We start from the raw sequence: 12,665 nt of genomic DNA on the forward strand, positions 1-12,665 counted from the left end.
AATAAAAAAATGAATACATTAATAGCTATAATAGGATTAGGTGTTTTATGCCTTTTATTTGAAATTTTTAATTTAAGGAAAGCCATTGTTCCAATAACAATTATTGGATTATTGGGAGTGCTGGGTTTAACCATATCTGAATTTAATTCTACGGAGGGTTACTACAACAACATGATTGTTGTGAGTAAATTTTCTAGTACTTTTTCGTCTTTGTTTATCGTGCTTACTATTTTCTTAGTAGCTTTAGGACATAACTTTTACGAAAATCACCAATCTAAAATCTCTGATTATATTGCCATAAAAATATTTTTATTGGCAGGAGCAGTGGCGATGGTTTCTTTTGGAAACTTAGCAATGTTCTTTTTAGGAATTGAAGTATTATCAATTGCGCTTTATATTCTTGCGGCAAGTGACCGTATGAATTTAAAAAGTAACGAAGCTGGAATGAAGTATTTCTTGATGGGATCTTTTGCTTCGGGAATCATTCTTTTTGGTATTTGTTTAATTTACGGTGCCATGGGAAGTTTTGATGTTACTGAAATCAGTGAATTATCACAATCTGCTGAATTGCCGGTTTGGTTCCCAATAGGAATTGTGTTGGTAACTATCGGAATGTTGTTTAAAGTCGCGGCAGTTCCATTCCATTTCTGGGCACCAGACGTTTACGAAGGTTCTCCAGCGTTGACAACAGCATTGATGAGTACTTTGGCGAAAGTAGTTGCTATGGCTACTTTATACAAATTATTATCAGTAATGAATGCTGATGTTTCAGAGTCATTCAAAATGGTAGTGGTTATTATTGCTATGGCTTCTATGACCGTTGGTAATATTATGGCCTTGAGACAAACGAATGTAAAACGTATGTTGGCTTTTTCAGGAGTTTCCCATGCAGGTTTTATGTTGATGACTTTATTGAGTTTGTCTACATCAGCAGGAAGTTTGTTGTATTATGCATCAGCGTATTCTTTATCTGGAATTGCTGCTTTTAGTGTTATTTTATATGTTTGTAAAAATAGAGACAACGAAGACATTGTAAATTTCCACGGTTTAGGAAAAACAAATCCATTGTTAGCAGCCATTCTTACGGCAGCTTTACTTTCGATGGCTGGTATACCAATTTTTGCCGGATTCTTTGCTAAGTTGGTTTTATTCAATCAAACGATTCAAGCGGGTTACTTGGTATTAGTAATCGTAGCTGTTGTGAACTCTATTATTAGTGTTGGTTACTACTTCAAATTGATTTTAGCGATGTACACCAAAAAACCAAACGAAGAACGAAAAGGAACTCCGGTTATTATTTATGCTGTTGCTGTTATAGCAATTGTTTTGAATATTGCATTAGGGTTGTTCCCTTCATTTGTATTGGATTTATTGGCATAAACTAAATTATGAAAAATATACAGAAAACCATCAAGAGCAATTTTGATGGTTTTTTTGTTTTATTAAATGATTACTTTTATAAAGTTATGGTTTTAGAAATTTGTATAGTTTCTATTACCAAAATTTCAGAGAACAGATAATGTAGTCGTTAAGCAGAAAATAAATCAAGTACGTTTTATGGATATTAACCTTTTTGTAATTAGTGTTGTTTTGATTATTGTAGGAGTTGTTATTATGCTAAAGCATAAATTTTATCAGTATGCTACTGATGATATGTTATTTGCAACAAAATTGAAAATTTTCTTAAGTGGTCTACTTTTTTGTTTAATTGGTATTTACGATTTGATTAGTGAAATAATAAAATTATAATCATAAATGCTTAGTTAGTGAGTTTTGCTATTTTCTGATTCGAATAAATTTTTACTATTCCAGTATCTATAATTAAATACTAAAACTCAAAAAGCTAAAAACTGAATTGATTAATTTTGTATTACAGAATTAATTTTGAATTTAATTATAGAAAGTAATATGGGAAATACATTAAAAATACAAATCTGGTCGGATATTATGTGTCCGTTTTGTTATATCGGAAAAAGAAGAATAGAAGATGCTTTACAAAATTTCGAACATAAAGCTGCAGTTGAAATTGAATGGAAAAGCTTTCAGTTGGACGCTGGCTTTGTTGCTTCTTCCGACGATAATATGGTAGAGCATTTGGCAGAAAAATATCGAAAAGATAACGATTGGGCACAAGAGATGCTTGATAGTATGACTCGAAATGCTAAAAATTCAGGATTGGATTTCCATTTCGAAAAAGCGATTATGGCCAATTCATTGAATGCACATCGCTTGTTGCATTTGGCGAAAAAATATAATTTGGCAAATGACTTAGAAGAATTATTGTTCAAAGCCTATTTGACGGAGGGCAAGAATATAAATGATTTGGATACATTGAGAGCATTAGGACTGGAAGTAGGACTGAATGATGAATCCATTGATGAAGTATTGCATTCTAATGCTTACGCCAATGAAGTGCAGCATGATATTGATGAGGCACAATCTATCGGTGTTCAAGGAGTTCCTTTTTTTGTTTTCGATAATAAATATGCAGTTTCGGGTGCGCAACATGTCGAAACATTTGAGAAAACACTAGAAAAAGTATGGGAAGAAGGTAAATTTGATTCTAAAGTTACGGTGTTGAATACTACCGATGGTGACAGCTGTGGGATAGAAGGGTGTGATTAAAACTATAAACCATTTTTTCTAAATTGTCAGAAGCATTGAAAAATTAGTAATTATGAGTGAAGGTACAAAAGTAATCCGTTGGGGAATATTGGGCTGTGGTAATGTTACCGAAGTGAAAAGTGGTCCTGCATATCAGAAAACGGATGGTTTTGAAGTGGTAGCAGTAATGCGTAGAGATGCGGTTAAGGCTGCGGATTATGCTAAAAGACACGGAATAAGTAAGTATTACACAAATGCTGATGATTTGATTAATGATCCTGAAATTGATGCGATTTACATTGCCACACCTCCCGATGTTCATAAATTTTATGGATTGAAGGTCGCTGCAACCGGTAAGATTTGTTGTATCGAAAAACCTTTGGCGCCAAATTATCAAGACAGTCTCGACATTTATACTGCGTTTGCAACAAAAAATATTCCTTTGTTTGTTGCCTATTACAGGCGTACATTGCCTCGTTTTGAACAAGTGAAAACGTGGCTTGATACAGGTTGCATTGGTGAAATCAGGCATATAAGATGGCATTTGAGTAAACCGGCAAATGCTAAAGATGTATCCGGTGAATACAATTGGCGAACTGATGCCGCCATTGCTACAGGTGGTTATTTTGATGATTTAGCCAGTCATGGTCTGGATTTATTCACGCATCTTTTGGGAAATATAAGAGAGGTTTCCGGTTTAAGTCTCAATCAACAGGGATTGTATTCAGCTAAAGATGCTGTTGCTGCTTGCTGGTTGCATGAGTCTGGAATAACCGGTTCAGGAAGCTGGAACTTTGGTTGCTATGAACGGGAAGATAAAGTGGCCATTTATGGAAGCAAAGGAAAAATCACATTTTCTGTATTTGAAAATGATCCTGTAGTACTTTCTAACGCACAAAGACAAACGGAATTATTTATTGAACATCCTGAAAATATTCAGTTGTATCATATTCAGCAAATGCGAGAAGATCTTCTGGGGAACAGTACACATCCCTCCACAGGTTTAACGGGAGCGCATACGAGTTGGGTTATGGACCAGATTATGGGGAATCTGTAGTGTTTTCAAGTATTTAAAACAAAAAAAGAGGCTGTCCGATAAAGACAACCTCTTAACTACTACAATTTATTTAATCACTATTTGATAGTAACTGTTTCGCTAAATGTTTTACCATTGTACGTTATATCAAACGTATATTTACCGTTTTGTGCGCTAGTTAAATCAAATATTTTACCCACATAAAGATCAGTGGTCAAAGTCTCATTATACACTTGGTTTTCCTCTGAGTTGTAAATGGCAACTGTAACAGGAGTGTTTTCTAAGTTTAAAATGTTAACGGTAACGATTCTGTTTTTGTTTACCAAAACTGGTTTGTACACTTCAGAAATAGCATCAGCAGATAATTTTGCTTTTTTACCTACAACTTCAATTTTATATTTTGAAATTTTAAGATCGCTTTCCGCTTTTAAGAAGTAGATTCCATCTGGTAAAGCAGTCAAATCGTATGTTCTATTAATATTATCTTCAGAAGTAACTTTTTCCTGATAGATTAAACTGTCATTGGTGTCATAAATAGACAAATCAATTTTCTTAACCTCTTTCAAACTAAAACTTACAGTTTTTCCGTCTTCTTTTATTAAATCCAGTGAAAAATCTGCGTTTCCTGCGTGTGCTTGTATGGCAGTTAATACTACTGCGGCTAACACTAAACTAAATTTTAAAATCTTTTTCATATTTGTAAATTTTTAGATTTATAATGATACTTATCTGATGCTAAATTACTGTAACCTATTCATTATGAGTAGTGCTCAATTTTCTGATTTGTGTTCTATTTTACCTTTTACGAAATCGATTAAGGTTAAAAAAGTTAATTGAGTATCTATTTTTGGTAAATTTGTGCTAATTCTAAATACGGATCCGTATGAAAATTATACCGCCAGCTTTTGAAATTATTGCGCCTTCTTTCGGGAGTTCTTTTTACTTTTCGAAATATGTCGAAAATGCGAACAGTAAAGCACACTTGTGGCATTATCATCCTGAAATTGAACTTGTTTATGTAAATGGAGGTTCTGGGAAACGCCAGATTGGAAGTCACATTTCGTATTATACCGATGGGGATTTGATTCTGATAGGAAGTAATCTACCGCACTGCGGGTTTACCAATGAAGAAACCGGAAACAAAAATGAAACGGTAATCCAAATGAAACCTGATTTTTTAGGGAATGGATTTTTTGATATTTCCGAAATGACGAATATTCGGAATCTTTTTAGTCAAGCCAAAGCCGGAATTGCTTTTCATGGTGAAACCAAAAAAAATATCGGAAAAAAAATAGAATCGATGGAACAGGAGCCACAGTTTGAGCGATTGTTGACGATGCTGAGTATTCTTAATGAGCTGGAACTATCCAAAGAATCGACAGTTTTAAATGCCGATGGATTTTCGATGGAAATGCAAATGCAGGACAATGACCGCATCAACGCTGTTTTTAATTATGTAAAAGATAATTTTCAGGAACATATTGCGCTGGAAGAAGTTTCGGAATTGGTAAGTATGACAGAACCTTCTTTTTGCAGGTATTTCAAAAAGATAACCAACAAAACTTTTACCAAATTTGTAAATGATTACCGCTTGGTTCACGCATCTAAACTGTTGGCTGAAAAACCCATCAGCATCACTGAGATTTGCTATGAAAGTGGTTTTAATAACTTCAGTTACTTCAATAAATCGTTCAAAGAATTCACTGGTAAAAGTGCTTCGCAATACCGTCAGGAACTGAAATCAGTACTCAAGTAAATACTACGAAAGATTTTAATGTGTAGTAATTCAAAAAAAATTCCCACTGATACGTATACCAGTAGGAATTTCAAACAAACCATTTATATAACTAACTAACTATCTTCTGTCTATTCTGATGGCTACACTTCCTGATGCTTTAGTGTCCTCGATTTTGGCTTTTGTACCATTTGTTCTGTAATAGTAGTAGTCATCATCATTTGAGTTTTGGCTGTTGCCATAATCATTGTTTCCATAGCTGTTTTGGCTATATTCATAACGGCTAGCACCTTTTACGGCTCCAACAATATCGACAATCTGACCACGACGGTTGTAGATAATTTCTAAACCACCTACTCGTTCCAAAGCATAACGGTTGTAGGTCATATAAACGGAACCCACTCGTTTTACTCTATCATTTGAGTCATAGTTGATCATCACGTTTCCAATACGTCTTACTCTACCCATGTTGTCGTGTTCTACTTTTACACCATAATTTCCGTTTCGAACATTTGCTGGTGCACCATACGTTTTATTCATGCCATTTTTTTTGCCTGTTTTATAATACATGCCGCCAGTTGAACCGGTTGAAGGGCGAGTATTAAAATCAAATTGTCCGTCAGGGAATATGAAGAACTCAATTCCTCTTTCTGTGAACACAATTGGGTCGGCATCTCTAAAATCTACAACAGATCTTCTTTCTACAGAAAAATCGATTTTCTCTGCTGCATTCACTATACTACCTCCAAATACGAAGATACTAGCTACTAAAAAGGTAATTTTTTTCATGATAATTATATTTTGAATTTTGCCTACTCTTGAGCTTTTCGGCTTTCGCTTTTTTTACTTATTTGATTAGGTATATCCAAGTAGCGTGCCAAATATTTGAATCACGGTTTTGTGTTTTTAGCTTATAAATTGATTTAAAACATATAATTATCTTTAAATCAAACAATTAAAATATTTAAAAAAATAAAAATAATTTTATTGAGAAGGGAATATTAAGATTTTTTTAATACAATTCTTGTTGGGCTCAAATTGCTTTTTTATGGTTTTGATAAAGAACAAATCTCAATAAAAGAGATAGAACCTAATTTTTAAAAATATTTTTATATAAAACTACTTATCAACAATCCCTAAAATTAACTTTAGTTACAAACACGCATCGAGGGATATTGAGTAATTTTGTAACATGTATGCTTTAGTCGATTGTAACAATTTCTATGCTTCCTGCGAACGTGTTTTTCAGCCGAAATTCAACGGGAAACCGGTTGCAATTTTGTCAAATAACGACGGTTGCGTGATTTCCAGAAGTAATGAAGCGAAAGCGGTGGGGATTCCTATGGGTGCGCCAGCATTCCAGATTAAGGAATTGGTAAAAGAGAAAAATGTAAAAGTATTTTCTTCGAATTATCCGCTTTATGGTGATTTGAGTAACCGAGTAATGGCAATTTTAGGTCAGTTTACCCCGAATCTAGAAATTTATAGCATCGACGAAGCCTTCCTGAATTTTGATGGTTTGACGATTTTAGATTATCATGATTATGGAATCCAAATGAAAACCCGTGTGCAAAAATGGGTAGGAATTCCCGTTTGTATTGGCTTTGCCGAAACCAAAGCATTGTCAAAAGTAGCCAACAAAATTGCTAAAAAATTCCAAGACAGAACGAAAGGTGTTTACGTTATTGATAGCGAAGAAAAACGTATCAAAGCCTTGAAATGGACAAAGATTGAAGATGTCTGGGGCATTGGTTACCGAATGAATAAAAAGATGAAAGCCAAAAATATTGTGACGGCACTAGATTTTACGGCGCCACAACATGAAGCGTGGATTAAAAAAGAAATGGGTGTGGTTGGTATGCGTTTAAAATACGAACTCGAAGGAAAATCAGTCTTGGATTTAGAGCCTATTGTGGACCAAAAGAAAAGTATCGCCACAACCAGAAGTTTCCCAAAACAAATTGCTGATTTTGATTTGTTGCGTGAACGTGTAGCTACTTTTGCTGCGGTTTGCGCAGAAAAATTACGAAAACAAAACTCCTGCTGTCATACCATTATTGTGATGCTTGTGGTGGATAAACATACGATACAAACCTCGAAATATTATTTTAACATGGCGATTACACTGCCTTATGCCTCAAATTCTACGTTGACAATTTCTAATGCAGCCATCGATATGTTGAAAAAACTGTACCAAGGGAATGAGCATTTGAAATTCAAGAAAGCAGGCGTCATCGTCACTGAATTGATTGATGAAAATAAGAAACAGTTTCAGTTGTTTGATGAGGAAAACCCAAAACATTTACTGTTGATGAAAGTAATGGATGGTCTCAATAACAAAATTGGTGATAAGAAAGTAAAGTTGGCCACACAGAATTCAAGTCTGACTTGGAACATGAATCAGAATCATCTGTCACCCAGATACACCACTAATTTTAAAGATATACTTGAAATAAAATGTCTATAAACAAAGATCAAAAACTGACTTTTTTTCTGCCGGATTATGAAAGTGAATTGCGAATTCCTTTCATCAGCGAAGGTGTTTCAGCGGGATTTCCATCGCCGGCTGCTGATTTTATGGAAATGAGTATCGATTTGAACAAACAATTGAGTGAAAACCCGCTGGCTACTTTTTACATCAAAGTAAAAGGAAATTCCATGATTGATGCTGGAATCAATGACAAAGATGTACTTGTTGTTGACCGAAGCTTAGAGCCACAAAACAATAAAATTGCGATTTGTTTTATCGATGGAGAGTTTACCGTCAAGCGAATGAAGGTTGAAAAAGATTGTTTGTATCTCATGCCAGAAAACCCAGATTATCCACCCATAAAAGTCACTGAGGAAAACGAACTCATCATTTGGGGCATTGTAACCTACGTGATTAAAAAGCTTTAGACCCATTAAATTTATAACTTTCTATAATAAAAAAACGACCTACATCTATAAAGAGCAGGTCGTTTGTTATGATGTGAGAATTCGTTAGTGTTTTGGAGTAACTCCGTCCTCATTTAATTCTCTGTGTTCGTAATCAGCAATCATTTCAGCTTCATAATTTACTTTTTGACCTTTAGAGAATTTAGCAATTAATTTCTCCATGATTTCATAAATCACCGGAACAATAATCAAGGTTAGGAATAATGAACTGATTAATCCACCAATAATTACCCATGCCAATCCATTTTTCCATTCGGCACCAGCACCAGATGCTAATGCAATTGGGAACATACCAAATACCATCGCAATGGTTGTCATCAAAATTGGACGAAGACGTGCGTGATTCGCTTGAATTAATGCGGTTCTTATGCTCTCACCCGCAGCTCTTCGCTGATTGGTATAATCCACAAGCATAATCGCATTTTTACAAACCAGACCAATTAACATAATCACCCCAAGAATAGTAAAAATATTCAACGTATTATTGGTCAAAGCCAAGGCTAATAATGCTCCAATAAACGAAAGCGGAATAGCAAACAATACCACAAATGGATGCGCGAAACTATCGTACAACGAAACCATTACCAGATAAACCAAGATGATAGCAGCCAATAAAGCAATTCCTAAGGTTCCAAAACCTTCTGTTTCATTCTCTTTTTGTCCACCCCAAATATAGTCTACACCAACTGGTTTCTTCAATTTGTCAATTTTCTCTTCCCATTGTGATACAATCGTTCCAGAAGAGATACCAACATTTTGGCCTTTAACAGTTACAGACGCTGTTTTGTCTCTACGCTCTAATTGGCTTGGACCAGAACCTTCAGTTACCGTTGCAAATTGATTTAATTTGATTTGTTGACCCATATCATTGATGAAGATCAAGTTGCTTACATCAGCAATGCTTTTTCTATCGAAAGCATTATACTTAATATTGATGTCGTATTCGTATTCTCCAGCTCTAAAACGCCCGTCTGTGTTTCCACTAAAAGCAGTTTGCATAGTCATACCTACTGTTTGTAAACTCAAACCAAGTGCAGCCATTTTATCTCTGTCTACTTTTACGCTTACTTCAGGATTTCCGTCCTCTACCGATAATTCAATTTCTGTTGCACCTGGAATAGTGCGCAATTCTTTTTCGGCAGCAATAGCAAATTTCATGGCGCTTTCTACATCTGGACCTGTTACAATAAGTCCTAAAGTTGCATCTTCAGCCGTTCCTAAAATACCAACTGGAACGGTTTTTACTTTGGCACCCACTAGTAATTTTTCTAATTTACGTTTTGTCTTGGCTGCGTATACATTGGCAGGTTCATCGCGCTTGTCAAGGCCTACCATTTTTACGTTAATCTCAGATTCGTAGGCAGTAGATTGTGATGCTCCTTGGCCTCCACTTACTTGTCCTACAATCGCAAATTGACTTGCAACAAACTCTTCTTTTTCTAAAAATGCTTCTGCTTTTTGGGTCATAAAGTTGGTTTGCTCTAGCGAGGCATCTTTTGGCATTTCGATTTGAACTAAAAACTCACCACTATCCGATGCTGCAAAGAACTCACCACCAATAAATCCTGCTGGTACCAATGCAATTGAGCTGAAGAATAAAACTAAAACAATGGCAAGTGTTGTTTTATAATGATCCAAAGACCATGTTAGTAATCCAGAGATCCAGTTGATGAAACGGGTTAAGTAATTTTCGAACCCAAGGATAATTCTTCCGAAAAAGTTTTTACCTTCAATGTGTTCTAATTTTCCGTATCTGGATGATAACCATGGAATAATAGTAAATGACGCTACTAATGATAACAAAGTAGATATAATTACCGTAACACAAAATTGCGTAATGATATTAGAAACCAGTCCAGAACTCAATGCAATTGGTAAAAATACTACCACAATTACAAGCGTAATCGATACTACGGTTCCACCAATTTCGGCAGTACCATCATAAGCTGCACGAACTTTGTTTTTACCCATTTCCATGTGCCTGTAAATATTTTCCAGAACCACAATGGCATCATCTACAAGAATACCTACCACAAGTGATAATCCTAGTAAACTCATTAAGTTCAAGGTGTAACCCATCAAATAAATCCCGATAAAAGTAGCAATTAACGAAGCTGGAATGGAGACCATTACGATCAATGAGTTTCTAATACTGTGCAAGAAAAACAACATCACAAAAGCCACTAAAAGTACTGCAATAAGTAAATCGTGCACTACAGCATCAGCTGCTTGAAGTGTAAATACTGTACTATCTTTCGCTATTTCTAGTTTTAATTCAGCCGATTTATATTCGGATTCTAGTTTAGCAATTGTTTTTACTAACTCTTCACTAACCGCAACCGCATTGGCATCAGATTGTTTGATGATTTGTAAAATAATCGCACTTTTCTGATTCACACGAGCTACTTTCTCTGTAATTTTTTGGGTATCTTGGACATCAGCAATATCGCCCAAACGCACTTGGATTCCGCTTCGTGAGGAAACAATTAAGTTTCTTAATTCTTCGACATTTTTATATTTTCCGGCTAAACGAATTAATATTTTTTGTTCTCTAGTTTGAATATTTCCTGTTGGAAAATCTAAGTTCGAAGATAAAATATTTTGTTGCACCTGAGGAATTGAGAGTCCGTAGGCTTGCATTTTTACGGCATCAAGGTTTACTTGAATTTCTCTTTCTTGTCCACCGGTAATATTTACTTGTGCAACTCCTTGTACTCGTGATAACACGGGCGCTAATTTTTTATCAACTAGGTCGTAAAATTCAACTTCGTCCATTTTTCCGTTGGCACCAATGGTCATGATTGGTAAATCACTCAAAGAAAACTTGTTTAACGAAGGCGCTTGCGCATCATCTGGTAAGTCATTGATGATGGCATTTATTTTACGTTGTGCATCGTTCATTGAAATATTAACATCCGCATTAGATGTCAATGTTATCGCAACCGAAGATAAACTTTCAAAAGATTTTGAGTCAATTTTTTTGATGTTTTCAAGGGACGAAATCGCGTCTTCAATCTTTTTAGTAACGGTGTTTTCGACCTCACTAGGCGATGCTCCTGGATATACAGTAGCGATCGAAATCACGTTGGTTTCAAATTTTGGGATCAACTCGTAGCCCAATTGGCTATAGCTGAACAGTCCGCCAAGTGTAAGTATCGTAAATAATACGATAACTAATGAGGGACGTTTTATGGATATTTCTGCTAATTTCATTTTTTTTCTTTGCTTTAGGCTTTAAGCTTTAGGCTTTAAGCGGTTTCTTTATGGCTTGAAGACTTTCGACTTTAAGACTTATTTTATAACGTCCACTTTAGACCCATCTTGAAGGTTGATTTGACCAGTAACAATTACAGTTTCACCATCAGATAGCCCGTTTAAAATTTCTACTTTATCACCAAGAATTCTTCCCGCTGTAACTGTTTTTAGTTTAGCATTTCCATTTTCGATTACAAATATTTCGTTGCTGCTTACACTTCCTACAAAGGCATTTCTAGGAACAATCATCAGCGATTGTTTTTGTTGGCTTGAAGCAAATTCAGCAGTTCCGTACATTCCGGCTTTCAAATCATTTGAAGCGTTATTAGCAATTTCTATTTCTACCGGAAAGTTTAAACTTGCATCCGCTTTTGGAGCGATGAAAGTGATTTTTCCAGAGAATGTAGCGTCAGGATATACACTTGCTTTTACGGTAATTGTATTGCCTACTTTTAAACCTGCAACTTGATTTTCATTAACATTTACTTTCAACTTCAATTTTGTAACATTTACAATGTCAAACATTTGTGTTGCAGCGCCAAGAACTGATCCTGGTTCAATGTATTTTTTGTTTACAATTCCGTTGATTGTCGCTTTGATATTAGTATCGCCAATATTAACTTTTGCTTGTTGCAATCTTGATTTTGAAGTAACCAAATTCAATTTGGCTTGATCCAATTGTTGTTTCGTCACACCACCGGTTTTAAAAGCATTTTCAAAACGGCTGTAATCCGTTAATGCATTTTGATAAGAAGCTTGTGCCGTTTGCAAGTCAGCCGAAATTTGTTCGCTTCTTACAATAGCTAAAGTCTGTCCAATTCGTACTCGGTCTCCTTCTTCAACTAAAACACGGACTACTCTTCCTGGTTTCTCAGCAGAAAAACTTAATTCCTGTAGTGGTGCAAAATTTCCATTGGCAGAAAAATCAAGAGAAACTTCTTCGATTTTTACTGTTGCAACTTTTACAGAAACACTGGCGTTTTTCTCTGCTACAATTGCTGTTTTTGCTTCGTTTTCTTCTTTGTTTTTCGTTAAAGTATATGCGATAACGCCTAAAGCTGCTACGATTGCTACTATGATTAGTATATTTTTTTTCAT

The 12,665-nt window shown here is 35.2% G+C and carries 10 protein-coding genes; 6 read left to right on the forward strand and 4 right to left on the reverse strand.

Features of this window, described 5'->3' with window-relative positions:
• The first annotated feature begins 9 nt into the window (after positions 1–9).
• The 3 genes from ACNQF8_RS05240 (at position 10) to ACNQF8_RS05250 (ending at position 3,661) form a co-directional block, all read left to right on the forward strand.
• A complete protein-coding gene (locus tag ACNQF8_RS05240) occupies positions 10–1,380 on the forward strand; it encodes an NADH-quinone oxidoreductase subunit N (protein ID WP_417951079.1) in 1,371 nt (456 codons plus the stop codon).
• A gap of 528 nt (positions 1,381–1,908) precedes the next feature.
• Positions 1,909–2,625, forward strand: a complete 717-nt coding sequence (locus tag ACNQF8_RS05245) for a DsbA family oxidoreductase (RefSeq protein ID WP_417953002.1) — start codon at positions 1,909–1,911, stop codon at positions 2,623–2,625.
• A gap of 52 nt (positions 2,626–2,677) precedes the next feature.
• On the forward strand, positions 2,678–3,661 hold the full coding sequence (locus ACNQF8_RS05250) for a Gfo/Idh/MocA family protein (RefSeq protein WP_417951081.1): 984 nt from the start codon (positions 2,678–2,680) through the stop codon (positions 3,659–3,661).
• A 77-nt stretch (positions 3,662–3,738) separates the two neighbouring features.
• Here the strand turns inward: ACNQF8_RS05250 and ACNQF8_RS05255 are convergent, their stop codons facing one another.
• Positions 3,739–4,335 (reverse strand): hypothetical protein, encoded by a 597-nt coding sequence (locus ACNQF8_RS05255; RefSeq protein ID WP_417951082.1) that lies wholly within the window; start codon positions 4,333–4,335, stop codon positions 3,739–3,741.
• A 188-nt stretch (positions 4,336–4,523) separates the two neighbouring features.
• On the opposite strand from ACNQF8_RS05255, the gene ACNQF8_RS05260 reads away from it, so the two are divergent.
• On the forward strand, positions 4,524–5,396 hold the full coding sequence (locus ACNQF8_RS05260) for an AraC family transcriptional regulator (RefSeq protein ID WP_417951083.1): 873 nt from the start codon (positions 4,524–4,526) through the stop codon (positions 5,394–5,396).
• A gap of 99 nt (positions 5,397–5,495) precedes the next feature.
• On the opposite strand, the gene ACNQF8_RS05265 is transcribed toward ACNQF8_RS05260, so the two are convergent.
• Positions 5,496–6,164 (reverse strand): hypothetical protein, encoded by a 669-nt coding sequence (locus ACNQF8_RS05265; protein ID WP_417951084.1) that lies wholly within the window; start codon positions 6,162–6,164, stop codon positions 5,496–5,498.
• A 403-nt stretch (positions 6,165–6,567) separates the two neighbouring features.
• Here ACNQF8_RS05265 and ACNQF8_RS05270 point away from each other — a divergent pair, with 403 nt between their 5' ends.
• Positions 6,568–7,842: a Y-family DNA polymerase gene (locus tag ACNQF8_RS05270; protein WP_417953003.1), complete on the forward strand. Its 1,275-nt coding sequence runs from the start codon at positions 6,568–6,570 to the stop codon at positions 7,840–7,842.
• Positions 7,833–8,273, forward strand: coding sequence for a LexA family protein (locus ACNQF8_RS05275; RefSeq protein ID WP_417953004.1), 441 nt, complete (start codon positions 7,833–7,835; stop codon positions 8,271–8,273). The genes ACNQF8_RS05270 and ACNQF8_RS05275 overlap by 10 nt, the downstream gene beginning before the upstream one ends.
• A gap of 84 nt (positions 8,274–8,357) precedes the next feature.
• Here ACNQF8_RS05275 and ACNQF8_RS05280 read toward each other — a convergent pair whose 3' ends face one another.
• Both ACNQF8_RS05280 and ACNQF8_RS05285 read right to left on the reverse strand, forming a co-directional pair.
• Positions 8,358–11,525 (reverse strand): efflux RND transporter permease subunit, encoded by a 3,168-nt coding sequence (locus ACNQF8_RS05280; RefSeq protein ID WP_417951087.1) that lies wholly within the window; start codon positions 11,523–11,525, stop codon positions 8,358–8,360.
• Between the two features lie 78 nt (positions 11,526–11,603).
• A complete protein-coding gene (locus ACNQF8_RS05285; protein WP_315210996.1) occupies positions 11,604–12,665 on the reverse strand; it encodes an efflux RND transporter periplasmic adaptor subunit in 1,062 nt (353 codons plus the stop codon).

This window comes from Flavobacterium labens, from assembly GCF_048286755.1.
In the GTDB taxonomy this organism is placed as follows: Bacteria; Bacteroidota; Bacteroidia; order Flavobacteriales; family Flavobacteriaceae; genus Flavobacterium.

Excerpts from the sequence above, each read along its gene's own strand:
- ACNQF8_RS05240 (WP_417951079.1), top strand. The coding sequence starts at position 10 with ATGAATACATTAATAGCTATAATAGGATTAGGTGTTTTATGCCTTTTA.
- ACNQF8_RS05245 (WP_417953002.1), top strand. The coding sequence starts at position 1,909 with ATGGGAAATACATTAAAAATACAAATCTGGTCGGATATTATGTGTCCG.
- ACNQF8_RS05250 (WP_417951081.1), top strand. The coding sequence starts at position 2,678 with ATGAGTGAAGGTACAAAAGTAATCCGTTGGGGAATATTGGGCTGTGGT.
- ACNQF8_RS05255 (WP_417951082.1), bottom strand. The coding sequence starts at position 4,335 with ATGAAAAAGATTTTAAAATTTAGTTTAGTGTTAGCCGCAGTAGTATTA.
- ACNQF8_RS05260 (WP_417951083.1), top strand. The coding sequence starts at position 4,524 with ATGAAAATTATACCGCCAGCTTTTGAAATTATTGCGCCTTCTTTCGGG.
- ACNQF8_RS05265 (WP_417951084.1), bottom strand. The coding sequence starts at position 6,164 with ATGAAAAAAATTACCTTTTTAGTAGCTAGTATCTTCGTATTTGGAGGT.
- ACNQF8_RS05270 (WP_417953003.1), top strand. The coding sequence starts at position 6,568 with ATGTATGCTTTAGTCGATTGTAACAATTTCTATGCTTCCTGCGAACGT.
- ACNQF8_RS05275 (WP_417953004.1), top strand. The coding sequence starts at position 7,833 with ATGTCTATAAACAAAGATCAAAAACTGACTTTTTTTCTGCCGGATTAT.
- ACNQF8_RS05280 (WP_417951087.1), bottom strand. The coding sequence starts at position 11,525 with ATGAAATTAGCAGAAATATCCATAAAACGTCCCTCATTAGTTATCGTA.
- ACNQF8_RS05285 (WP_315210996.1), bottom strand. The coding sequence starts at position 12,665 with ATGAAAAAAAATATACTAATCATAGTAGCAATCGTAGCAGCTTTAGGC.